Raw genomic sequence first — 22228 nt, forward strand, 5'->3', positions numbered from 1 at the left:
TCAGCGCCTCCCGGAGTCCGCGATGGCCGCCGCCATGATCCGGCCGGCGATGCGGGCCGCCTCGGCGCTGCCGCCGTTGCCCGCCTGCTCCAGCTCGACGCAGACGGCGGACAGCGGCGTGCCGTCCTTGTCCAGGGCGAAGCCGATGAACCAGCCGTGGTCCGGGGTGTTCGGGCCGGACTGCGCGGTACCGGTCTTGCCGCCGACCAGGTAGCCGTCGATGGCGGCCCGGCGGCCGGTGCCCTCCTTCACCACGTTCTGCATCATGTCGCGCAGGTCGGCGGCGACCTGGCCGCTGATCGGGCGGCGCAGCTCGCGCGGCTGGGCGGGGTCGTAGACGGTGGTGCGGTCCGGCCCGAGCAACTGCTTGACCAGGTACGGACGCATCTGCTTGCCGTCCTTGTTGGCCACCGCGGCAGCGATCAGCGCGCCCTGCAGCGGCGTCATCCGCACGTTGTTCTGGCCGATCGACGACTGGGCGAGCGCGGCCGGGTCGGTGCTGCCGTCCGGGTTCTGCATGTCGCCGGTGCGGCTGGCCGCCACCGGCAGGCCACCCTCGCCGAGCTGGCCGACGGTGAGGTCGTCCTGCTCGAAGCCGAACTGCTTGGCCTTCTCCTTCACCTTGTCCGCGCCGAGCCGTACGCCGAGCTGGGCGAAGCCGGTGTTGCAGGACTCGGTGACCGCCTCGCGCAGCGTCACCTGCGACTCGGGGCAGATCGACGGCGCGGCGTTGCGGATCGGCTGCCCGGCGCCGGGCGCGGTGTAGCTGGAGCCGGCGGGGATGCGGGTCTGCTGGCCGACGCCGTTCTCCAGCGCGGCAGCCGCCATGATGATCTTGAAGGTGGAGCCGGGCGGCAGCGTCTCGGACAGCGCCCGGTTCGCCAGCGGCCGATCCTTGTCCTTCTCCAGCGTGTTGTACGCCCGGTCCGCCTCGGTGCTGTTGTGGCTGGCCAGCGGGTTCGGGTCGAAGCTCGGCATGGAGACCAGCGCCTGCACCGCGCCGGTACGCGGGTCGATCGCGATCGCCGCGCCCTTCGTCGCGCCCACCTGGTTGTCGTTCAGCTGCTTGTACGCCGTCTCCTGGGCCCGCTTCGACAGCGTCAGCACCACGTTCCCGCCACCGGTCTCGTCACCGGTGAACATGTCCTTGATCCGGTTGGCGATCAGCGCGTCGCTGGTGCCGGCGAGGAAGTCGTTCTCCACCCGCTCGATACCGCTCGCGCTGCCGTTGACCGGCTTCCAGCCGAGCACGTGCGCGTACATCTCACCGCCCGGGTAGGTGCGCTGGTACTTCAGCTCACCGCCGGTCTCCTTGCTGAGCGCGTACGCGGTGCCGCCGACCTCGATGTTGCCGCGCTTGCGGTCGTACTCGGCGACCTGGACCCGGCCGTTGTAGTCGCTGTTGCGGTATTCGTCGGCCTTGTAGGCCTGGATCCAGTTCAGGTTCGCGAAGAGGAGCCCGAACAGGACCATCACGACCACGCCGACGCGGCGCAGGGGGGCGTTCACGGTCGGATCACCTCCGTCGGGGCGCCGTGCAACTGCTCGGGTGGACCACCGGACGGCCGGGCCGCCGGGCCGCCACCACCGGTCACCGGTCGGCGGGCACCGTCGGAGACGCGCAGCAGCACCGCGATCAGCAGCCAGTTCGCCATCAGCGAGGAGCCACCGGCGGACAGGAACGGGGTGGTCTGGCCGGTCAGCGGGATGAGCTTGCTGATGCCGCCGACGATGACGAAGACCTGCAGGCCCAGCGTGAACGCCAGGCCACCGGCGAGCAGCTTGCCGAACGAGTCCCGCACCGCCAGCGCGGCGCGCAGGCCCCGCTCCACGATCAGCAGGTAGATCACCAGCAGCGCGGAGAGACCGAACAGGCCGATCTCCTCACCGATGCCGGCGAAGATGAAGTCGGTCTGCACCTCGGGCAGCAGCGTCGGCTGGCCGCCACCCGGACCGGCCCCGAACAGACCGCCGGTACCGAGCGTGAGCAGGCCCTGCACCAACTGGTAACCCCGGTCGTACGGCTCGGCGAACGGGTCGAGCCAGATCTGCGCCCGGTCGTAGAAGTTCGCGAACGGGCCGCCCACGGTGCTGCCCAGCACGTACGCCAGATAGGCGCCGCCGAAGAACAGGATCAGACCGATGAGCAGCCAGCTGACCCGCTCGGTGGCGATGTAGAGCGTCACCACGAACATGCCGAAGTAGAGCAGCGAGGTGCCCAGGTCCTTCTCGAAGATCAGGACCAGGAGGCTGACCAGCCACACCACCAGCACCGGGCCGAGGTCGCGCCCGCGCGGGAAGTCGATGCCGAGCACCCGCCGGCTGGCGAGCGAGAGCACCTCACGCTTGCGCACCAGGTAGTAGGCGAAGAACGTGAGCAGGGCCAGCTTGGCGAACTCGCCCGGCTGGATGGAGAACCCGCCGAACTTGATCCACAGCTTGGCGCCGTTGATCTCGGAGAAGCGGCTGGGCAGCACCGCCGGGATCATCACCAGCACGATGCCGGCCAGGCCCAGCGTGTACGCGTACCGGGACAGCGACCGGTGGTCGCGCAGGATCGCCAGCAGCCCGGCGGCAAGCACCACGGCGGCCAGCGTCCAGGCGAGCTGCCGGCCACCGGTGCCGGCGAAGATGGCCAGGTCCTCCCGCTCCGCGGGCGCGGCCTTGGCCAGGTCGTACCGGCGCAGGAAGCCCACGCCGATGCCGTTGAGCAGGGCCACCGCCGGCAGCAGCGCCGGATCGGCGTACGGCGCCAGCCAGCGGATCACCAGGTGCAGGCCGAGGAAGACCAGCCCCAGCGCGGCGGCCGGGATCCAGAAGTCGGACGTGATCGTGTCCAGCGCCTTCGCCTCGACCATCGCCGCGTACGCCGCCACGAGCACCATGGCGAGCAGGAGCAGGGACAGCTCGGCGTTACGCCGGGACCGGGCCAGGCGTACGCCGGACTGCTCGCCCGTCGAAGCGGGCGAGGCGGCCGGTACGGCGGCTGCGGTCACGGATACGTCCTCGGGATCGAGCCGGCACTCACTGCGGCGACCGGCAACCCGCCGGATCGGCCGGCGGAACGGTGTCGGAGGGAACGGCGTCGGGCGTGGTGGTGAACGTCGGCGTCGGCGCGTCGGGGGTGGGCGTCGACGCGCCCACGGGCGGCGTGGACGGGAGCGGGCTGCCGCTCGGCGGGGGCAGCGGGTCGGTGGTGGCCACCGGCGTCGGACTGGTCACACCGGGCGTCGGGTCGGGCGGGCAGAGCGGCTTGAGGTTCGGGTTGCCCGGGTCGTCGCTGGTCAGCTCCGCCAGCCGGCGCTCGGCGTCCGGCTCGTTGCGGGCCTGGATACCCTGCTTCACCCGCTCCTGGGCGGCCAGCGTCAGGTCGTCGAGCCGGGCGTCGCTGCGCTCGTGCACGTTCGACAGGTCCAGCCCGGCGACCTGGCCGGGCACGCCGCGGAAGACCGCGAGCTGGCCGTCGTCGGTGGCGCCGACGTAGTACTGCCGCTGGGTGTACGTCCAGCCGCCGAACACGCCGCCGCCGACGATGACCGCGAGCGCCAGCACCATCGCGACGGTGCGCAGCGGTCGGCGGCGCCGGCCGTCGGGCTCGTCGTCGCGGTTGTCCGCCGGCTCCTCGGGGACGGGTGGCCGGGGCGCGGACAGCGCCGAGGCGCGGGCGGCCGGGGTGGAGTCGTCGGCCGAGGTCGCCATGCCGCGGTCCCGGGCGGCGGCGCCGCCCACGATCGGGGACGCCTCGACGATGTCCTGGTCGGTGGCGTCGGCGATGATCACGGTGATGTTGTCCGGGCCGCCGCCGCGCAGCGCGAGCTGCACCAGGCGTTCCACGCACCGCTGCGGGTCGGGGTACTCCCGCATGGTGTCGGCGATGGTGTCCGCGCTGACCACGCCGGAGAGCCCGTCGGAGCAGATCAGGTAGCGGTCGCCGGGCAGCACCTGCCGGACGCTGTACTCCGGGTCGATGTCGCGGCCGTCGAGCGCCCGGGTGAGCAGCGAGCGCTGGGGGTGGCTGCTCGCCTCCTCCGCGCTGATCCGGCCCTCGTCGACGAGCATCTGGACGTACGTGTCGTCCTTGGTGATCTGCGCGAACTCACCGTTGCGCAGGAGATAGGCCCGCGAGTCACCGATGTGGACCATCCCGAGCTTGCTGCCGGAGAAGAGGGTCGCGGTGAGCGTGGTGCCCATCCCCTCCAGCTGCGGGTTGGCGTCCACGGTGTCGCGGAGCTGCTGGTTGGCGGTGCCCACGGCGGAGCGGAGCGCGTCGACCAGGGCGTCACCGGGGACGTCCTCGTCGAGCGGCGCCATGGCACCGATGACGATGTTGCTGGCGACGTCACCGGCGGCCATGCCGCCCATGCCGTCGGCCACGGCGAGCAGCCGCGGTCCGGCGTAGACGGAATCCTGATTGCCGTCTCGGATCAGACCGCGGTCGCTGTGGGCCGCGTAGCGCAGGGTCAGAGTCATGGCCGTAATTCGAGGGAAGTGCGGCCGATCCGGATCGGCACGCCGAGGGGGACGGGGGTTGGTCCGGTGACCTTAGCGCGATCGAGATAGGTGCCGTTAGTCGATCCGAGGTCCTCGACGTACCACTGCCCCTCACGGGGCACCAGCCGGGCGTGTCGCGCCGAGGCGTAGTCGTCGGTGATCACCAGCGTCGAGTCCTCCGCCCGGCCGATGGTGATCTGGGCCTCGCCGAGCGTGATCCGGGTGCCGGCCAGCTGGCCGGCGGTGACCACGAGCTGGTGGGCGGCCCGGCCGCGCTTGGCCTTCGCCGGCTTCCCCGCCTGCCCGGTCGACGCGCCGATCCCCCGCGGCGCGGCCACCAGGCGGCCCGACCGGGCGCCCGCGAACAGGTCCCGGCGGATCACACCGACGACCGTGAACACGAAGATCCACAGCAGGATGAGGAACCCGAACCGGGCGACGGTGATGACGAGCTCCGGCAACGGGGATCAGCCGTCCACGCGGAAGGTCAGCGTCGTGGTGCCGAGCTGGATCATGTCGCCGGGGTTGAGGGCGACCGCCGAGACGCGCTGGCCGTTGACCATCGTGCCGTTCGTGGAGCCCAGGTCGGTCAGCACGACCTGCCCGCCGTCGAAGTCCAGCCGGGCGTGGCGTCGCGAGATGCCGACGTCGGGCAGGCGCAGGTTGGCCTGGTCGCCGCGGCCGATCACGGTCGAGCCCATCTGGAGGGGGTAGGTGCGGCCGTCGCCGGAGACCAGGCGGACGTTGCGGCCACCGCCGTGACCGGGCGGAGGGCCGTAGCCGCCGCCCTGGTCGTACGCCGGGTACGCCGGGCCGGCGTCGTAGCCGCCGGGCGCGGAGACCGGGGCGACGTCCCCGCCGGTGTAGACCTCGGCGGTGACCCTGAACATGCCGGTGTCCAGGCCCTCACCGCGCTCGACCTCGACGATCACGTCGCCGTAGACCGTCCACGCCTGCTCGCCGATGAACTCGGCCTGCGACTGCGCCAGCTCCTGGGCCAGCGCGGCAGCGTACGGCGCCAGCCGACTGTGGTCGTAGGGCGAGAGATCGATCACGTAGCGGTTGGGCACAAGGGTGCGCCCACCGGCCAGGATCGCCTTGTGCGCCTCGGCCTCCCGCTGCATGGCGTTGAGGATCTCCACGGGGTGGACCACCCCTTTGAAGACCTTGGCGAAGGCCCCCTCGACCAGGCCTTCCAGACGCTTCTCGAAGCGTTGCAGCACGCTCACCGGCTCCTCCTCGGGTCCCGAGGCAATGATGGTATCCGGACACCGCCTCCGCAGCTCACACGCCGCTCGGCCGGCTGCCGTCGGCCCGTTCGTGACCAGGCCCGCGGACGTGCTAAAGTTTCGCCCGCCACGAGCGGTGATCGTTCGTGGCGTGGCCAGTGGACAGCGTAATATGTCCCGGCACCCGTCGCAGATGGCGGGCGCGGGATGCGATATGGTGTTCCGGGTCGTGCCACGGGGATGTGGCGGAATGGCAGACGCGCACGGTTCAGGTCCGTGTGTCCGAAAGGACGTGGGGGTTCAACTCCCCCCATCCCCACCAGAACAAGGGCTCCGCACACAGCGGGGCCCTTGCTTCGTATCGGGGCGTTTCGGACGTCACGCTATGCTCCGATGGTTTCCCTGCCTCCCACGGACCAGGAGTGGCGTGTGACTGTCGCGTTGGTGACCGGTTCCGGCGGTCTGATCGGCTCCGAGGCGGCCCGGCACTTCGCCGGACTGGGTCTCGACGTGGTCGGCATCGACAACGACATGCGGCGGTACTTCTTCGGCGAGGACGGCTCGACCGCCTGGAGCCTGGACCGGCTCGCCGCCGACCTCGGCTCCGCGTACACCCACCACGCCGTGGACATCCGCGACCGGGACGGCCTGGAGCAGGTCTTCAAGCGGTACGGCAAGGACATCGCCGTGGTGATCCACAGCGCCGCCCAGCCGAGCCACGACTGGGCCGCCAAGGAGCCGTTCACCGACTTCGACGTGAACGCCGGCGGCACGCTCAACGTGCTGGAGTACACCCGGCGGCACGCGATCGACGCGCCGTTCATCCACTGCTCCACGAACAAGGTGTACGGCGACCGGCCCAACTCGCTGCCGCTGATCGAGCTGGAGACCCGCTACGAGCTGCCCGAGGACCACCGCTGGTACGACGGCATCACCGAGGACATGTCGATCGACGAGTCGCTGCACTCGATCTTCGGCGCCTCGAAGGTCGCCTCGGACGTGATGGTCCAGGAGTACGGCCGCTACTTCGACATGAAGACCGCCTGCTTCCGGGGCGGCACACTGACCGGCCCGGCGCACTCCGCCGCCGAGCTGCACGGCTTCCTGGCGTACCTGATGCGCTGCGTGATGGAGGGCCGGACGTACAACCTCTTCGGCTACAAGGGGAAGATGGTCCGGGACGCGATCCACTCGCACGACGTGCTCACCGCCTTCGAGGCGTTCTTCCGCGAGCCGCGCTCGGCCCAGGTCTACAACCTCGGCGGCGGCCGGCACTCGAACACCTCGCACATCGAGGCGTTCCGGATCGCCCAGGAGATCACCGGCCGCGAGGCCCGGATCAACTACGTCGAGCAGGCCCGCACCGGCGACCACCAGTGGTACGTCAGCAGCATGGCCCGCTTCGAGGAGCACTACCCGTCCTGGAAGATCACGTACGACGTGCCGATGATCCTCCGCGAGATCTACGAGGCCAACGTCGACAAGTGGGTGCCGAAGGCATGAGCGCCGGGACCAAGCGCAACGTCCTCGGCGTCGGGGTCGACGCGACCGACTACGCCCGGGCCACCGAGGCCGTGGTCTCGGCCGCGCACGAACGCCGCCCACTGGCGCTCACCGCGCTCGCCGTGCACGGCGTGATGACCGGCGTGCTCGACCCGGCGCACAACGCCCGGCTCAACTCGTTCGACGTGGTCACCCCGGACGGTCAGCCGGTGCGCTGGGCGCTCAACCTGCTGCACGGCGCCGGGCTCACCGACCGCGTCTACGGGCCGGAGCTGACCCTGCGGGTGCTCGCCCGGTTCGCCGAGGAGGGGCTGCCGGTCTACCTCTACGGCTCCACCGAGGAGACGCTGTCCCGGCTGGTCCCGGCGCTGGAGCGCAAGTTCCCCGCGCTGAAGATCGCCGGGGTCGAGCCGTCCAAGTTCCGCGCCGCCACCCCGGGCGAGGACGCCGAGATCGCCGACCGGATCCGGGCCAGCGGCGCCCGCCTCGTCCTGGTCGGGCTGGGCTGCCCGCGCCAGGAGGTCTTCGCGTACGCCATGCGCCCGCTGCTGGACATGCCGCTGATGGCTGTCGGCGCGGCCTTCGACTACCACGCCGGCCTGCTGCGCAACCCGCCACCGTGGATGCAGCGCGCCGGGCTGGAGTGGTTCTGGCGGCTCGGCCTGGAACCCAAGCGTCTGTGGCGCCGGTACGTCATCCTCAACCCGGCCTACCTGGCCCGGCTCGCCGCCCAGAAGACCGGCCTGTGGAAGGCCACCCCGCCGGCGCCGGCCACCGGGCGTCCCGCCACGTTCGACGTCTGAGCCGCCCCCACCCCTACGGGCCCGGGTACGGGGCGAACCGGGGTGCCGTCCCGGATTCGCCGAACGTCGAAACGGGCAAGGCTAGGGGGCATGGATGACCGTCTCGCCGTACTGCTTCCCGTCGCCGCCGTCTGGCTCGCCGCCGGACTGGTCGCGGAGGGCCTGCCCGGGCTCGACCGCGCCCGCGCGCTGCGCCGGCGTACCGGATGGTTGTCCGCCCTGGTGCTGACCGGCCTCGCGCTCACCGCGGCGGTCCTCGCCGCGGGCCTGCAGAGCGCCGGCGACACCGCTGTGGACCGGGCCGCCGCCGCGCTCGGCCTCGCGGCGGCGCCGGCGGCCGTGGTGGCGGTCTGCACGGTACGGCGGGTCCGGCGGCTGCGCTCCGGCGCGGGCGCGTTCGCGGCGGCGCCGGGAACGCCCGCCCCGCACGGGCTGCGCGCGGCCGCGGCGCATCCGCTGATCGCGCTGCCGTTGCAGGCGACGGCGCTCGCGGTGCTGGTGGCCGTGCTGCCGGCGCTCGGCGTCGACCTGCTCGCCGCGCCCGGAGTGGCCGGCCCGGTGATCACCGTCGCGGTGCTCGGTGTGTGCGCGATCGGGGTACGCCACGCGCTGCGGCACAACCGGCTCGCCGAGCGGGCCATGCCGGCGGCCGAGCCGGTGTCAGCGCGACCGGCTCGCGCCCTGCACGTATAGCAGCTCCAGGATCGCGCGGGTCGCCTCGAACCAACGGTCCAGCCAGCCGGGCGGAGGGACGCTGCCCTTCGGCGGCAGTTCCATCAGCAGACCGCGCAGCAGCGGATGGTCCACCAGGGACTCCTGCTGCTCGATCGGCCAGCCGCTCGGCGGGAACGACGGCTCGGTGAGCGGGTTGGGGTCCAGCGACGGCAGGGACAGCGGCGTCGCGGCCTGCTCGGGCACGCCACCCTCGCGGGCCTCCTCGCCGTCGCCGGAGACCACCTCGGTGAGGACGGTGTCCCGGCGGGCGCCGCGGTACTTGCCACCGAACCGCTCGGGCTTGCCCGGGCCGCTGGTGAGGTTCTCTGAACCGATCGTCGTCATCCGTCTCGCCTGCCTCGTTCGGTTGCCGATCCGTGCGGTTCAACGAGGCGGATCGAAACTGGCGACGGGTGCGGCGTCCGGACGCGAATGGTCCCGCCCGGCAACGCTGCCGGACGGGACCACGCTGCGGTGCCGGTCAGCTCCGGCCGAACGCGCCGCCCCGGGCGCGGGCGACGAAGGTCTGCCAGTCGTCCGGAGCGAAGATCAGGGCCGGGCCTGTCTTGTTCTTCGAGTCCCGGACCCCGACCGCCCCGGTCACGTACGCGACCTCCACGCAGTTGTCGCAGTTCGGCCCGCTCTTCGAGCTCTTGAACCACGTCGCCTGCGTCAGGTCCACGGGGAACTCCTTGGTCGCCATTTCCACAGTGGCTCCTCTGCCAGTTTCGCGATATGTGCGATGGATTCCTCCGGGCGTATGGCCGCTGCTCGAATGTGATCGAAGATGAAGCTGTACTTCTGCAGTTCGTCGCTCTTCTCCAGGAAGAGCCCACCCGTGGCGTTCTCCGCGTACACGACATCGGGATCACTCGGCTCGGGGAAGCTGAGGATCGTGAAGGTGCCGTCCATGCCCGCGTGCGCGCCCACCTCGAAGGGCAGGACCTGCACTGTCACGTTCGGCAGTTCAGCCACCTCCACCAGCCGCTTGAGCTGACCACGCATCACCGCGTCGCCGCCAACCGGCCTGCTCAGCACCGCCTCATCGAGCACCACCCACAGATCGACCGGATCGTCCTGCGTCAACAACGACTGACGGCCCAATCGGACACGCACCCGTTGGTCTACTTGTTCGGCGGTGAAGTCCGGCCGGGCCGCCCGGATCATCGCGCCGGCGTACTCCTCGGTCTCCAGCAGCCCCGGCACGACCTGCTGCTCGTACGCCCGGATGGAGCTGGCCGCGGCCTCCAGGCCGACGTACGCCCCGACCAGCACCGTGCTGTACGGATGCCACCAGCCCTTCTGCCGGGCCTCACGGGCGATCTGCACCAGCTCGTCGCTCTCCGCGCCGACGACTCCGTAGATACGGAGCATGTCGCGCACGTCGCGCGGCGTGGCGGTGGTGTGGCCGGTCTCGATCCGGGAGACCTTCGACGCCGAGCACTCCAACTGCTCGGCCACCGCTTCTATGGTGATGCCCGCGGCCTCGCGCTGCCGGCGGAGTTCCGCCCCCAGCCGGCGCCGCCGGATGGTGGGGCTGCGCCGTTCGGTCACGGCATCTCCTCGGCTCGCGACTGCGTCACAGTCACCCGGCTACCTCCGGTCGGTCGCGCCCCGATTCCGCACCCACCGCGGGCGCGACCGGCGGGCGGCGGGCGAGCGTTCGCGGCAGGGGTGGTGCCGGTCGTCGACCGGCCGCGACGGGCGAAACCGGCGTCCAGTGTGACGCCCCGATACCTGACGCTTCAAGTTTCCCGTTCACGTGTCCTCCTCACCTATCCGCAAAACACGACGTGCAACTTGCATGTCGCACGTCGCTGTAGCACTCTGTCCGTATGGCACGGGTTACTCACCGTCTTCGAACGATCTCCGGGCGTGGTGACACCGCGGTCCGTGGGACGGCCGGAGGGGAGCCGTCCCGCGCCGTGCGACCTGCCCCGGAATGAAGACCCCGTCGCTGCAAGCCAGCTTGGCTGCGGCGGCGGGAGCGGTAACCGGGAGCAGCCGGGTGATGGTCGGGTGGCGGTCCGCCACCGCGGGTACGGCCCGACCAGCACCGCCAAACGACCGCCGGTCCACGAGGCAGACCCCCGTCACCGGACCGCACCGACCTCGTTCAGCCTCGCCGGTCCCGACGACCGGCCGACCCTCCCCAGGAGCCCATGTGCTTCCCCGCTCCGGTGACGTACTGCACGTGACGCGCGCGGCGAGTGTCCAGTTCTTCCGACCGATCATGTTCCGGGTGATCCGGATTCTCGACTGGCCGACCTACGACGGTTGGCTCTGGCTCGACGGCTACGAGTTGAACGCGGCGGGGGACGCGGTCAACCGGCGGTCGATCTTCGTACTCGAAGAGGGGTTGCAGCAGGTCCACGCTGCGCCGGTTCCCCGGCAGCACACCGTCCGGACGGCCCGCCGCCCGGTGGTCCGGACTCCGGTCCGGGTGGGCTGACCTCACGATTCCCGGTCGGGAGGGCGTGCCGACGCCATAGAATCGGTACGCCCACCCCGGCATGTTCCACCCGCGCGCCACGGACCCTGAACCTGGGATGGTCATGGTCAATCTGCCCGCCGCGCGGCGGCACCACCGGTCCCGTGTCGGCTATGCCCTCGGGCTGTTCGCCTTCCTCGTCGTGGCCACCGCGCTCGCGCTCGTGGTGCGGCACCCCGCCTTCTCCGCCACCCAGCAGCTCGCCGAGCCGGTACCGGCCCCGGAGATCACCGTGGCCGGTGAGGACAGCCGAGCCGCATCCGGCGAGGACGCCCGGCCGGCGGCCGGCGAGGACGACGGCTGGTCTCCCACCGACCCGTCGCAGGACGAGGACGATCCGGAGGCCGACGCGCCGCCCGCGGGCACCGGAGGCGGCGAGGGCACGCTCGCCGAGCGGCCCACCGACCCCACCGACGACCTCAGCCGGTCGCTGTTCTACTCCGGCCTGCTCGGGCTCGCCATCTCACTCGCCGGCCTCGGGCTGGTCGGCGCCCGCCGGCGTCAGTGGTGAACGTTCCGACGCCGGTCGTGGACGTCAGGGCGTGGTGGTGGTCGCCGGGGCGGAACCCGGCGAGCTCGGGCCGGCGGTCGGCGGCGCAGGTACGGCCACCACGATGGTGACCCGGTCGTCCTCGCCCACCGGGTAGCCGGCCTCCGGATCGGTCGAGATCACCGTGCCGGCCGGCCGGTCCGACGCCCGCCGCTGCACCCGGTAGTCCACGTCCAGCCGGTCGAGCGCCGCCCGGGCGGCGGCCTCCGGCAGCCCCACAAGCGGTGGCATCGGCACCTCGACCGCCTCGGTCGTGGGTGGCGTGCTCGGCGGGGAACTGCTCGGCGCGGCGCTCGTCGGGGCGGCACTGGTCTGCGCCGAGGTGCTCGGCACCGCCGACGGCACCGTGCCCGGATCCGAGTCCCGGTCGGCGGCACGCAGCGCCAGCCACACGCCCGCCCCGATCAAGCCCAGCAGGAGCAGCGCCAGGATGCCCAGCAGGATCGGCATCCACCAGCGGCGTCCGGCCTGCTCGTCGCCGTACCACTCGCCCCCGGGCTCGGGATAGCCGGCCGGTCGCGGCGGCGGCACCCCGGCCCGGCCAGACCAGGCGCCCACCGGCTCCTGCGGTGCGGTGGCGTCCAACGGACGCCGCGACGGCCCGCCGGGCAGCGGACGGGTTGCGTCACCGCCCGCGTCCGGCGGCATCGCTTGGGTCTCGTCGCTCCCGGCGGCATTGCGCGGCATGGCGCGGGTCGCGTCGACGTCCTCTCCGCCCGAGTCGCGCGGCATCGCGCGGGTGGCGTCGGCGTCCTCCCCGGCCGGATGCCGGGGCATGGCGCGGGTCTCGTCTGCGTCACCGGCGGGAGGATCCTGACGGTCGTCGCTCATGGCACGTCCTTTCCCCACCGGGACGGGGCGCACGGCCCTCGATCGTCCACCGTAACGGGCCACCGCCAGGTCGGCCGGGATCAGCGCGCCCGCGCCGGTCAGCCAGTCGGCGACGGGGTGGCGGACGGCGACTCGGACCGGGTGTCGCCGCAGGTCAGCACCACCTGGTCGTTCCACCGCGCCGGGCTGCCCGCGACCGGCTCCTGTGCCGTGACCGGGCCCTGGCGACCAGTGCCGTAGCGGGGATAGAGCCCGGCGTCCACCAGATCGTCAGCGGCGTCGGAGCAGGACAGCGCACCCACGTCGGGCACGCTGACCGCCGGGGCCGGTCCGGTCACGAACAGGGAGACGGTGACGCCGCGCTTCACCGGCGTACCCGGCGCCGGGGAGGCGCGCTCCACCGAGCGTCCGGCGCCGGTGCCGAAGACCAGTCGCCAGCCGAGCCGGCGGTCACGCAACTCCCGGCGGGCCTGCTCGAAGTCGACGCCGACCACCTCGGGCACGGTGAGCCCGGCGGGCGTGCTCGTCCGCGTACCGGTCGGGGCCGTGGTCGCGGGAGGCGTGGTGGCCGGCGCGGACGTCGAGGCGGTGACAACCGGCGTGGCCTCGCCGGAGGCGGCCGGACGGTCCGGGTCGCCGGCCAGGATCCAGCCGGCGCTGCCCCCGATCACCGCCAGCAGAACCACTGCCAGGCCACCCCCGAGGAACAGCCGGGCCCGTCCCGGGCCGGTGCCGTCGCCGTCCGGTTGCCGCTCGTCCGTCATGTTCCCCCGCCCCCGCTCATCGACGACCGTATCCACCGCTGCCAAACGGTCACGGCGTGTCGCCACGACTCGCCGCGCCGACCTCGGGACGTTACGCTCCCCGGCATGGTCAGTCGGGGCTGGGGAGGATCGACCGCCGCCGCGCTCGGCGTCGCTGCCGGCGCGGGCGCCGCGCAGCTCGGTTTCGGGTACGGGTTGGGCATCATCAACTGGGCGCCGACCGGCGCGGTACGGATCGAGGCGGCCTGGGTGGCGAGCCTCGCGTGGGCGACCTGGATCGCGGCGACCTCGGTCATCGCCGGCGCGGTCTGCGCCCAGCGCCTGCGGGGCCGGGACGACGAGTCGCAGGGCCGGCCGCCCCGGTTCGCGCTGGTGCTCGCCGCAGCTGTCGGCGCGCTCGTCACCGTACTGCTGGTGGCGGTGCCGGCGCGGGCGGCCCAGGTGCCGGACGTGTCCGCGCCGCAGACCGTCGCCGCCGCGTACGCGGGAGCCGGACTGCTTCTCGGGATGCTGCTCGCCACCTGGGCGTTGCACACCCGCGCCGCCGCCACCAACCTCATCGCCACCTCGGGCTGGCTCTGGCTGCTCGCCGTCGTGTCGGTGGTCGACGGGGTGATCGCCGGCCGTGGCCTGACCACCGCCCAACTCGGCATCTGGCAGATCAGCGCGGACCGAGGCGCGTTCTGGATCCGCGACTACTTCTACTGGCCCGGCGCGCTGCTGTCGGTGCTCTCCGCGCTCGTGATCGGCGTGCTGGCGGCCCGGCGCGCGGCCCGCGCCGCCGAGGTACGGGTCGGCGCGGCCGCCTCCGGAGCGGCCGGACCGCTGCTCGTGGCACTGGCGTACCTGCTCGCCGTACCGCGGCTCGCCGGGATCGCCGCCGAGCAGTTGTCGGCCCACCTGATCGCCCCGTACGCGGTGATCGCCGGTGTCGGCGGCTCGATGCTGACGGCCGCGCTCGCCCAGCGCGCCGAGCGTCGCGCCGCCGAGCGGGTCACCGTTCCGCGCCAGCGCACCGGCGAGCCGGACCCGGTCGTCGGCGAGGCCGACCCGGCGACCGGCGACCCGGCCTCGAAGGACGGGCCGTCGGAGCCGGCCGAATCCGCGTCGGACCCGTCCGGCACGTCGTCGGCGGGCAGCTCCGGTGAACGCCCGTCGGGCGTGTCGCGCCGGCGCTCGACCGGATTGTTCGGGGCGCGGAAGGCCCGCCCGTCAGCGGCAGATCCGTCAAGCCCGTCAGCGGTCGGCACGTCGGGTCCGTCGGCGGCAGATCCGTCGAGCCCGTCAGCGGTCGGCCGGTCAGCGTCGGACCGGTCAGCATCGGACCGGTCAGCGTCGGACCGGTCGGCGTCGGACCGGTCGGCGTCGGACCGGTCAGCGTCGGACCGGTCGGCGGACTGGGCGGCCGGGACGGACAAGGCACCGGACACCTCGGCCGGCACGCGTGAGGCGACGGCCGCAGCCGAGCCTGGCGTAGCCGTCGGCCGGACCGGAACGGAGAAGGGCCGTGCCACCCGGTCGGCTACCGGCCGTCGGGGTCGGGCCGTCCCGCCGCAGCGCCAGCCCGAAGCCCTGGACCACCCGCAGACCAGCCAGGACGGTCCCTCGTCACGTTCAGACAAGCCCTCGTAGTACCCCGAGGCTCCTCAGCGCTCGCCCGAATCCCGCCCACTCCCATCGATCTTGGAGTTGTGGTGCCTCCCAAACCGCCCAACAAGGGCATCCCAGGCGCCACAACTCCAAGATCGGCGAGGCGGGGGGCGGGAGGGCGGGGGCGGGGGCGGGGGCGGGGTTAGTCGGCGGGCCAGGTGTGTACGGGCTCGTTGCTGCGCTGGAGTTCGGCGTAGCGCTTGACCATGTGGTGCAGGGCAGCCTCGCGGTCCAGGCCGCGGTGCCGCTCGGCCGCCCACACCGTCTCGGTCTGCCAGACCGCGCCGTTGCGGCCGGTACGGCAACGGCCCTCGATCACGCCCAGCAGGCGGTCCCGCTCGGCCGGGGCGACGCCGAACCGGTCCAGCCCCTGCTCGGCCACCGGGAGCAGCGTCTCGAGGACGAGCTTGGTCACCGGTACGTCGCCGAGGCGCGGCCAGTGCAGGACCGCCTCGATGCCGCGCCGGGCGGCGGCGTGGAAGTTCTCCTCCGCCGAGCTGAACGTCAGCTGGCTCCAGATGGGACGGTCCGCCTCGGCGAGGCCGCGGGCCAGCCCGAAGTAGAAGGCCGCGTTGGCGAGCATGTCCACCACTGTCGGGCCGGCGGGCAGCACCCGGTTCTCGACCCGCAGGTGCGGGCGGTCGTTCATGATGTCGTAGACCGGCCGGTTCCAGCGGTAGACGGTGCCGTTGTGCAGCCGCAGCTCACCGAGCTGGGGCACGCCCCCGGCGTGCAGCACCTCGACCGGGTCCTCGTCCTCGCAGATCGGCAGCAGCGGCGGGAAGTAGCGGACGTTCTCCTCGAACAGGTCGAAGATCGAGGTGATCCAGCGCTCCCCGAACCACACCCGGGGGCGTACTCCCTGGGCCTTCAGCTCGTCCGGGCGGGTGTCGGTGGCCTGCTGGAACAGCGCGATCCGGGTCTCCGCCCAGAGCTGCCGGCCGTAGAGGAACGGCGAGTTGGCCCCGACGGCGACCTGGACGCCGGCGATCGCCTGGGACGCGTTCCAGTAGTCGGCGAAGCTGTCCGGCGCGACCTGCAGGTGGAACTGGAGGCTGGTGCAGGCGGCCTCCGGCGCGATCGAGTCGGTGTGCGTACGCAGCCGCTCGACGCCGTTGATGTCCAGCTCGATGTCCTCGCCCCGGGCGCCCACGATCTGGTCGTTGAGGACGCGGTACCGCTCGTTCGTGGAGAGGTTGTCGGCGACCAGGTGGCGTTCGGTGAGCGTGGGCAGGATGCCGACCATCATGATCGTCGCGTCGGACTTGGCGGCCCGCTCGTCGGCGCGGCTGAGGCTGCTGCGCAGGTCCTGCTCGTAGTCGGCGAAGCCGCTGCCCTCGATCAGCCGGGGCGAGGCGTTCAGTTCGAGGTTGAACTGCCCCAGCTCGGTCTGGAACAGCGGGTCGGCGATGTCGGCCAGGATCTGGTCGTTGCGCATGGCGGGTTCCGCGGCGGCGTCGATCAGGTTCAGCTCAATCTCCAGCCCGGTCATCGGCCGGTCGGCGTCGAAGCCGAAGTCGTCGAGCATCAGTGCGAAGACGTCCAGGCAGCGCCGGACCTTCTGCCGGTAGCGGACCCGATCCTCGCGGGAGAAGGCGCCCTGGTCGACGTCTCTGCCCATGTGTCCTCCCGACGCCGGTGCGACGGAACCGTACCGTTCCGCAACGCATTGTGAACCATTCACGTGGTGCGCGTAAGTGCGCCCCGTCCGCAGCCCGCTGTACGGGCGGCAGATCTGCACCTGTACCCCGTCGGCACCCCCACCAGCGCGGTCCGCCGGAGAACATCGGGTGACGATTCGCACCCGCTGCGCGTACACGGGAAGGGCCCGCACCGTCGGCGGACGGTGCGGGCCCCGCGGGCCTGGCCGGGCTCAGCCCTGGCGGATGGCCTCACCCTCGATCTCGATCTTGACCTTGCGGCCGACCAGGACGCCGCCGGTCTCCAGCGCCACGTTCCAGGTCAGGCCGAAGTCCTCACGGTCGATCTCGGTGGAGGCGGAGAAGCCGAAGATGTCCTGCCCGAAGGGGCTGCGGCCGACGCCCTCGAACTCGACCTCCAGCTCGACCTGACGGGTCACGCCCTTGATGGTCAGCTCGCCGACGAGCACGAACTCGTTGCCGTCGCGGGACTTCACCTCGGTGCTGCGGAACTCCAGCGTCGGGTACTGCTCGACGTCGAGGAACTCCGGGCTGCGCAGGTGCGCGTCGCGGTCCGCCTGTGCGGTGTTGATGCTGGCGGCCTGGATGCTGGCGGTGACCGTGGACTGCATCGGGTCGTCGGCGATGGTGATGGTGGCGGTCGCGTCGGCGAACTCACCGCGTACCTTGCTGACCATCATGTGCCGGGCGACGAATCCGACACGCTTGTGCGCGGCATCCAGAAGATAGGTGCCGGGGGTGGGGATGGTGAGACCCTCCCAGTCGCGGGTAGTCGCCTCGGTGCTGCTGGTCATGGTGCTCTCCTCCGGGGAAAACGCTTTAGTATCCCAACGACTGACTGAGCAACTATAGCTACAGCAATATTCCCTGTGTCAAGTGTTGCTAGGATGGTGGCGTGGACCAGAACGTGTTCGACGATCCCCGGATCACCGCCGTCGGCCTCCTCGTCGAGGCGCACGCCGGGCTCTCCGCCCGGTTCGCCGCCCAGTTCGACGAGCACGGCCTCTCCCCGGTCGAGTTCGAGGTGCTCACCCGACTCGCCCGCTCACCCAACAACCAGCTGCGGATGACCGACCTGGCGGCGCAGACCTCGCTCTCCACCAGCGGCGTGACCCGCGTGGTGGACCGGATGGAGCGGGACGGGCTGATCCGCCGGCGCGCCTGCCCGTCCGACCGCCGCAGCTCCTTCGCGGTGGTGACCGCAGCGGGCCTGAGCCGGCTGGACGCCATCCTTCCCGGCCACCTGCGGATCATCGAGCAGTGGTTCACCGGCCAGCTCGACCCGAGCCAGCTCGACGGGCTGCTGGACGGGCTGCGCCGGGTCCGGGACGCGGTCCACCCGGGTGCCACGGCCGGCAGCACCGAGCCGGACGAGGACGCCGCCTGACGGTCCACAGCTCCACTATCCGCCGATTGATACCGGCGGGTCACCGGCAGAATGACCGGCAGAACCGCTCAAACAGTCGGGCAAAGGGGCGCAAAAGCCCCCATATCTCTTGCAGCCCATCGGTAGTCTTCCCGGAGCGGGGGGCACCGGGGGGTGCTGGCGCGAGCGTCGAGCGAGGGGCAGCACCAGGGGGCTACTTCGTTCGCGCCACCCCCGCGCCCTCCGCCTCCTAGCGCACGCAGCCGCTGGTCAGCGTGCCTTCTGACGCCGGGCCGCCAGGGAGAAGAGCAGTTCCTCCTCCTGCGGCAGCAGGCTGACGCCGGTGGCCCGCCGAGCGGCGTCCAGGCGGTCCAGCACGGCCGGGTCCCCGCTGCTGACCGCCAGCCCCACGAGCGCCTCGACCAGGTCGCGCCGGCCCGCGCCGCCCACCGCCGCGTCGGCCGCCGCCGCGAACCACTCCACCGCCAGTTCCCGGTCCCCCCGGCGCAGCGCCACGTGCCCCTCGATCAGCCCACGCAGCGCGTCCTCGGCGCGTGCGTCCGCCACCGCGCCGGGTGGATTCAGGCTCTCCATGACCGGCGGCCGCCGCTGGCCCGGCACCGCACCCGAGGGCCACAGCTCGGCGGCCGCGGCCAGCGCCTCGTCGCCCCGGCCCTGGCCGGCGAGCGCCAGCGCGACCTTGCCGACCGTCCGTCGCTGTCGGCGGGGATCGCCCAGCTCGGCGAGCGCGGTCGCCACCCGGCGGCCCTGCTCGACCGCCTCCGCGTACCGGCCCTCCAGACGGGTCAGCTCGGCCTGATCGGCCCGCGCCAGCAGGCGCAGGCGCCGGTCGCCGCACTGCGCCGCCAGGCGGTCCACGGTGGCCAGCCGCCGCCGGGCGTCGGCCAGCCGCGCCGCGCGTACGTCGTGCCAGGTGAGGTGCGACTGGGCAACGGCCATCTCGCGTACCCGGCCGTGGCGGGTGGCCGTCGCCAGCGCGGCCTCGGCCTGCTCACGGGCCTCGTCGTGCGCACCGAGCCCGCGCAGCAGCACGCAGAGCACGGACCGGGCCGACAGCTCCCCGACCACGTCACCCGCCTCGGCGAAGATGACGAGCGCGGCCCGGGCGGCCGGCAACTCCTCCGCGCCCGCGCCGTGCTCGGCGGCCAGCCGGGCCGCGCCGAGCATCGCCCAGGCCCGCAGCGTGGACCGGGTGCCGGCGGTACGCGGATCGGCCAGCAGCCGCCGCAGCCAGCGCCGGCCGGAGACGTCCCGCCCGCGCAGCCGCCACCACCGGGGCAGCGACGCGGCCAGCAGCAGCGCCGTCTCCGGCGCATGCTCGGCGGCGTACGCGAGGGCGGCGGTGATGTCGCTCGTCGCCTCGTCGAGCAGGCGTACCGCGCCGGACAACTGTGCGCCCACCAGCCCGGGCGCGGTGCGGTGGACGAACCTGGCGATCACCGCGGCGTGCCGGAGCCGGATCCCGGCGGTCTCGCCCTCGACGTCGGCCTGCTCGGCCGCGAAGTCACGGACCGCGTCCAGCAACCGGAACCGGAACGGGCCGGCGCCCCGGACGCTGAGCAGGCCCAGCTCGCGCAGCCGGTCCAGCATCGGCGCCGCGTCCCACCGCTCGCCGCCACCGGCGAGCAGCTCCCCGGCGAGCAGCCTCCCGGCGAGCAGCTCCTCGGCCAGCTCGACCGACCAGCGGTTACGGAACGCGGAGAGCCGCCGCAACGCGGCCCGGTCGGCGGGCGCGAGCAGGTGGTAGCTGCTGGCCACCGCCTCGCGCAGCGTCACCGTGCCGGCCGATCGGTCGGCGGCGGGCTCCCACCCGGGATGGGCGCCGGTCAGGTCCAGCACGCGGTCGCCGTAGCGGTCGAGCAGTTCGGTGACGTCGAGGATGCGTCCCCGCGCCGCCATCAGCTCGATCGCCAGCGGCAGCCCGCCGAGGCGGCGTACCAGCGCGGCGAGCGCCGGCAGCTCGGCCGCCGTGGGTGGTTCGCGGCGGGCCTGGGCGAGGCGGGCGGCGAACAGCGCCGCCGCGGGCCAGCGATCCAGGTCGGCCCGGTTGGCGGGCGCGGCGTCCGCCGGTGGCACGTCGAGCGGCGCGACCGGGCGGACCAGCTCGCCGGGCAACCCGACCGGGCGGCGGCCGGTCACCAGCACCCGGAGATCCGGCGCGGCGGCGGTCAGGGCGCGAAGCGCCCCGGCCACCGGCTCGGGTGCCCGGTCGACCGCGTCGACGACCAGCAACGCCGGCCGGCCGTCGAGCCGGCAGGCGAGGTCGGCCAGCCGGTTCACACCGAACACCGACGCGGACGCGGCGAGCACGTCGGCGACGTCCGAGCCCTCCCCGACCAGCACCCCGCTGACACCGCCCGGGTGCCGGGCCGCCACCGCGTGCGCGACAGTGACGGCGAGCGCGGTCTTGCCGACCCCGGCGAGCCCGACCAGGCTCACCACCGGGTGGGCGTCGAGCAGACCGGACACCTCGGCCACGTCCCGGTCGCGGCCCACCAGGGGTACGGGCTGGGGCAACGCGACCGGCGCGGCCGACGGTCCGGCGGCTGCGGTGTGGGGGAGGCGGGGTCCGGGCCGGGCCGGCGTGGGCCGGGCGGTGGCGACGAACTCCCGCCGGTCGTCACCGGCCAGGCCGAGCGCGTCGGCCAGCAGATCCACTGTGGTGCGCTGAGGGCGGACGGCCCGCCCTCGCTCCAGATCGCGGACCGTCCGCACGCCCACGCCGGCCCGGCCCGCCAGCTCGGCCTGGGTCAGGCCGGCGGCGAGCCGGTGCCCGCGCAACAGATCGGACAGACCGGTGCGACCGCCTGGGCTCCGCGCACCGTCATGATCCGGAGTCATGGGCACGAAGAGTACGGATCGACTCCGACGCTCCACAGCCCATCGTCACCCACCCGACCGTCCCCTGCCGTTATCCGACAGGACACGGACGAGTGCGCCTCTCACATGCCGAGGTCGCGGGCGATGATCATGCGCTGCACCTCGCTGGTGCCCTCACCGATCTCCAGGATCTTGGAATCGCGCCAGAAGCGCGCCACCGGGTACTCGTTCATGAAGCCGTACCCGCCGTGGATCTGCGTCGCCTCGCGGGCGTTGTCCACCGCGACGGTGGAGGCGTGCAGCTTGGCGATCGCCGCCTGGCGCTTGAACGGCTCACCGGCGAGCATCCGCGCGGCGGCGTCGTAGTAGGCCAGCCGGGCGGTGTGCGCCTTCATCTCCATGTCCGCGATCTTGAACTGGATGGCCTGGTAGTTGCCGATCGGCTGACCGAACGCCTGGCGCTCCTTGGCGTACTTGATCGACTCGTCCACGCAGCCCTGGGCCAGGCCGACGGCGAGCGCCGCGATGGCGATCCGGCCCTCGTCCAGGATGCGCAGGAACTGGGCGAAGCCCCGGCCGCGCTCGCCGAGCAGGTTGGTCGCCGGCACCCGGCAGTCGTCGAACGTCAGCTCGTGCGTGTCCGACGCGGTCCAGCCGACCTTCGAGTAGCCGGGCGCGACGGTGAAGCCGGGCGTACCCGACGGCACGATGATCGTGGACAGCTCCTTGCCGCCGTCCGGCCGCGTACCGGTGACTGCGGTGACGGTGACCAGCGCGGTGATGTCGGTGCCGGAGTTGGTGATGAACGCCTTCGAGCCGTTGATCACCCACTCGTCGCCGTCCAGGACCGCCCGCGTCCGGGTGCCGCCCGCGTCCGACCCGGTGCCCGGCTCGGTGAGCCCGAACCCGGCCAGCGCCTCACCGCTGAGCAGCTTCGGCAACCACTGCGCCTTCTGCTCCTCGGTGCCGAACCGGTAGATCGGCATCGCGCCGAGCGACACCGCGGCCTCCAGCGTGATCGCCACGCTGGAGTCGACCCGGGCCAGCTCCTCCAGGGCCAGGCAGAGCGCGAAGTAGTCGCCGCCCATACCGCCGTGCTCCTCCGCGAACGGCAGCCCGAACAGGCCCATCTTGCCCATCTGACGGACGATCTCGTACGGGAAGGTGTGCTGCTCGTAGTGCTCGGCGATGGTGGGCGCGACCACCTCGCGGGCGAATTCCCGGACGCTCTCCCGCAGCGCCTGCTGCTCCTCGTCGAGCCGGAAGTCCATGTCGATCCTCCTGGAAAGGGCGGGCCGCCGGGCGCTCGTGACGCCGTGAGCGGCTGAAGCGTT

The 22228-nt window shown here is 72.7% G+C and carries 20 protein-coding genes, 1 tRNA gene and 1 pseudogene; 8 read left to right on the forward strand and 14 right to left on the reverse strand.

The window, feature by feature from the left end; translation table 11 throughout:
• From O7542_RS25610 to O7542_RS25630, 5 genes are read right to left on the reverse strand one after another with little or no spacing between them, the layout of a single operon-like run.
• A complete protein-coding gene (locus O7542_RS25610) occupies positions 1-1509 on the reverse strand; it encodes a penicillin-binding transpeptidase domain-containing protein (RefSeq protein ID WP_043327621.1) in 1509 nt (502 codons plus the stop codon).
• Complete coding sequence (locus tag O7542_RS25615) at positions 1506-2996, reverse strand: FtsW/RodA/SpoVE family cell cycle protein (RefSeq protein ID WP_043327622.1); 1491 nt, start codon at positions 2994-2996, stop codon at positions 1506-1508. Before O7542_RS25615 ends, O7542_RS25610 begins: the two co-directional genes overlap by 4 nt.
• Before the next feature lie 28 nt (positions 2997-3024).
• Positions 3025-4470, reverse strand: coding sequence for a PP2C family serine/threonine-protein phosphatase (locus O7542_RS25620; protein WP_064447998.1), 1446 nt, complete (start codon positions 4468-4470; stop codon positions 3025-3027).
• The gene (locus O7542_RS25625) at positions 4467-4952 is read right to left on the reverse strand and encodes an FHA domain-containing protein (protein WP_030500489.1); all 486 of its coding nucleotides are present in this window, start codon (positions 4950-4952) and stop codon (positions 4467-4469) included. The genes O7542_RS25620 and O7542_RS25625 overlap by 4 nt, the downstream gene beginning before the upstream one ends.
• A 6-nt stretch (positions 4953-4958) precedes the next feature.
• The gene (locus O7542_RS25630) at positions 4959-5747 is read right to left on the reverse strand and encodes a DUF3662 and FHA domain-containing protein (protein ID WP_026267912.1); all 789 of its coding nucleotides are present in this window, start codon (positions 5745-5747) and stop codon (positions 4959-4961) included.
• Positions 5748-5956: 209 nt separating this feature from the next.
• On the opposite strand from O7542_RS25630, the gene O7542_RS25635 reads away from it, so the two are divergent.
• From O7542_RS25635 to O7542_RS25650, 4 genes are all read left to right on the forward strand, one after another.
• Positions 5957-6042: transfer RNA gene (locus O7542_RS25635), tRNA-Leu, on the forward strand.
• 71 nt (positions 6043-6113) lie between these two features.
• Positions 6114-7223, forward strand: coding sequence for an NAD-dependent epimerase/dehydratase family protein (locus tag O7542_RS25640; RefSeq protein WP_051611303.1), 1110 nt, complete (start codon positions 6114-6116; stop codon positions 7221-7223).
• On the forward strand, positions 7220-8026 hold the full coding sequence (locus O7542_RS25645) for a WecB/TagA/CpsF family glycosyltransferase (RefSeq protein WP_281605312.1): 807 nt from the start codon (positions 7220-7222) through the stop codon (positions 8024-8026). The genes O7542_RS25640 and O7542_RS25645 overlap by 4 nt, the downstream gene beginning before the upstream one ends.
• 90 nt (positions 8027-8116) lie before the next feature.
• Positions 8117-8719 carry a hypothetical protein gene (locus O7542_RS25650; protein ID WP_043327625.1) on the forward strand — a complete coding sequence of 201 codons (603 nt, stop codon included), beginning with the start codon at positions 8117-8119 and terminating at the stop codon, positions 8717-8719.
• Here the strand turns inward: O7542_RS25650 and O7542_RS25655 are convergent.
• The 3 genes from O7542_RS25655 to O7542_RS25665 all read right to left on the reverse strand — a co-directional run bounded on the left by O7542_RS25655 (position 8687) and on the right by O7542_RS25665 (position 10294).
• Positions 8687-9085, reverse strand: a complete 399-nt coding sequence (locus tag O7542_RS25655) for a hypothetical protein (protein WP_043327626.1) — start codon at positions 9083-9085, stop codon at positions 8687-8689. The genes O7542_RS25650 and O7542_RS25655 overlap by 33 nt on opposite strands.
• Before the next feature lie 136 nt (positions 9086-9221).
• Complete coding sequence (locus O7542_RS25660; protein WP_281605313.1) at positions 9222-9443, reverse strand: DUF397 domain-containing protein; 222 nt, start codon at positions 9441-9443, stop codon at positions 9222-9224.
• Positions 9413-10294 (reverse strand): helix-turn-helix transcriptional regulator, encoded by an 882-nt coding sequence (locus O7542_RS25665; RefSeq protein ID WP_043327628.1) that lies wholly within the window; start codon positions 10292-10294, stop codon positions 9413-9415. Before O7542_RS25665 ends, O7542_RS25660 begins: the two co-directional genes overlap by 31 nt.
• Positions 10295-10904: 610 nt before the next feature.
• On the opposite strand from O7542_RS25665, the gene O7542_RS25670 reads away from it, so the two are divergent.
• Both O7542_RS25670 and O7542_RS25675 read left to right on the forward strand, forming a co-directional pair.
• Positions 10905-11192 carry a hypothetical protein gene (locus O7542_RS25670; protein WP_030500482.1) on the forward strand — a complete coding sequence of 96 codons (288 nt, stop codon included), beginning with the start codon at positions 10905-10907 and terminating at the stop codon, positions 11190-11192.
• Between the two features lie 97 nt (positions 11193-11289).
• Entirely contained in the window at positions 11290-11742 is a 453-nt protein-coding gene (locus O7542_RS25675) for a hypothetical protein (protein WP_281605314.1), read from the forward strand.
• Positions 11743-11766: 24 nt separating this feature from the next.
• Here the strand turns inward: O7542_RS25675 and O7542_RS25680 are convergent, their stop codons facing one another.
• Positions 11767-12612, reverse strand: coding sequence for a PASTA domain-containing protein (locus tag O7542_RS25680; protein ID WP_187693987.1), 846 nt, complete (start codon positions 12610-12612; stop codon positions 11767-11769).
• 98 nt (positions 12613-12710) lie between these two features.
• Complete coding sequence (locus O7542_RS25685) at positions 12711-13376, reverse strand: PASTA domain-containing protein (protein ID WP_113972301.1); 666 nt, start codon at positions 13374-13376, stop codon at positions 12711-12713.
• A gap of 105 nt (positions 13377-13481) precedes the next feature.
• Between O7542_RS25685 and O7542_RS25690 the strand changes: the two are divergent.
• Positions 13482-14666: pseudogene (locus O7542_RS25690) on the forward strand (hypothetical protein); the annotation flags it as partial.
• A 502-nt stretch (positions 14667-15168) separates the two neighbouring features.
• Here O7542_RS25690 and O7542_RS25695 read toward each other — a convergent pair.
• Together O7542_RS25695 and O7542_RS25700 are read right to left on the reverse strand one after the other, a co-directional pair.
• Positions 15169-16647 (reverse strand): hypothetical protein, encoded by a 1479-nt coding sequence (locus O7542_RS25695; protein WP_043327630.1) that lies wholly within the window; start codon positions 16645-16647, stop codon positions 15169-15171.
• Between the two features lie 252 nt (positions 16648-16899).
• Positions 16900-17481, reverse strand: a complete 582-nt coding sequence (locus O7542_RS25700; protein WP_043327631.1) for a YceI family protein — start codon at positions 17479-17481, stop codon at positions 16900-16902.
• A 101-nt stretch (positions 17482-17582) separates the two neighbouring features.
• On the opposite strand from O7542_RS25700, the gene O7542_RS25705 reads away from it, so the two are divergent.
• On the forward strand, positions 17583-18074 hold the full coding sequence (locus O7542_RS25705) for a MarR family transcriptional regulator (RefSeq protein ID WP_043327632.1): 492 nt from the start codon (positions 17583-17585) through the stop codon (positions 18072-18074).
• A gap of 249 nt (positions 18075-18323) precedes the next feature.
• On the opposite strand, the gene O7542_RS25710 is transcribed toward O7542_RS25705, so the two are convergent.
• Together O7542_RS25710 and O7542_RS25715 are read right to left on the reverse strand one after the other, a co-directional pair.
• Entirely contained in the window at positions 18324-20915 is a 2592-nt protein-coding gene (locus O7542_RS25710) for a helix-turn-helix domain-containing protein (protein WP_281605315.1), read from the reverse strand.
• Positions 20916-21016: 101 nt separating this feature from the next.
• Complete coding sequence (locus O7542_RS25715; RefSeq protein WP_113972303.1) at positions 21017-22165, reverse strand: acyl-CoA dehydrogenase family protein; 1149 nt, start codon at positions 22163-22165, stop codon at positions 21017-21019.
• Between the last annotated feature and the right edge of the window lie 63 nt (positions 22166-22228).

The organism is Micromonospora sp. WMMC264, assembly GCF_027497275.1.
In the GTDB taxonomy this organism is placed as follows: Bacteria; Actinomycetota; Actinomycetes; order Mycobacteriales; family Micromonosporaceae; genus Micromonospora; species Micromonospora chalcea.

Bases quoted from the DNA above. Each gene is read 5' to 3' on its own strand.
- O7542_RS25650 (WP_043327625.1), top strand. From the start codon at position 8,117: ATGGATGACCGTCTCGCCGTACTGCTTCCCGTCGCCGCCGTCTGGCTC.
- O7542_RS25685 (WP_113972301.1), bottom strand. From the start codon at position 13,376: ATGACGGACGAGCGGCAACCGGACGGCGACGGCACCGGCCCGGGACGG.
- O7542_RS25655 (WP_043327626.1), bottom strand. From the start codon at position 9,085: ATGACGACGATCGGTTCAGAGAACCTCACCAGCGGCCCGGGCAAGCCC.
- O7542_RS25710 (WP_281605315.1), bottom strand. From the start codon at position 20,915: ATGACTCCGGATCATGACGGTGCGCGGAGCCCAGGCGGTCGCACCGGT.
- O7542_RS25620 (WP_064447998.1), bottom strand. From the start codon at position 4,470: ATGACTCTGACCCTGCGCTACGCGGCCCACAGCGACCGCGGTCTGATC.
- O7542_RS25660 (WP_281605313.1), bottom strand. From the start codon at position 9,443: ATGGCGACCAAGGAGTTCCCCGTGGACCTGACGCAGGCGACGTGGTTC.
- O7542_RS25700 (WP_043327631.1), bottom strand. From the start codon at position 17,481: ATGACCAGCAGCACCGAGGCGACTACCCGCGACTGGGAGGGTCTCACC.
- O7542_RS25640 (WP_051611303.1), top strand. From the start codon at position 6,114: ATGGTTTCCCTGCCTCCCACGGACCAGGAGTGGCGTGTGACTGTCGCG.
- O7542_RS25695 (WP_043327630.1), bottom strand. From the start codon at position 16,647: ATGGGCAGAGACGTCGACCAGGGCGCCTTCTCCCGCGAGGATCGGGTC.
- O7542_RS25680 (WP_187693987.1), bottom strand. From the start codon at position 12,612: ATGAGCGACGACCGTCAGGATCCTCCCGCCGGTGACGCAGACGAGACC.
- O7542_RS25715 (WP_113972303.1), bottom strand. From the start codon at position 22,165: ATGGACTTCCGGCTCGACGAGGAGCAGCAGGCGCTGCGGGAGAGCGTC.
- O7542_RS25675 (WP_281605314.1), top strand. From the start codon at position 11,290: ATGGTCATGGTCAATCTGCCCGCCGCGCGGCGGCACCACCGGTCCCGT.
- O7542_RS25645 (WP_281605312.1), top strand. From the start codon at position 7,220: ATGAGCGCCGGGACCAAGCGCAACGTCCTCGGCGTCGGGGTCGACGCG.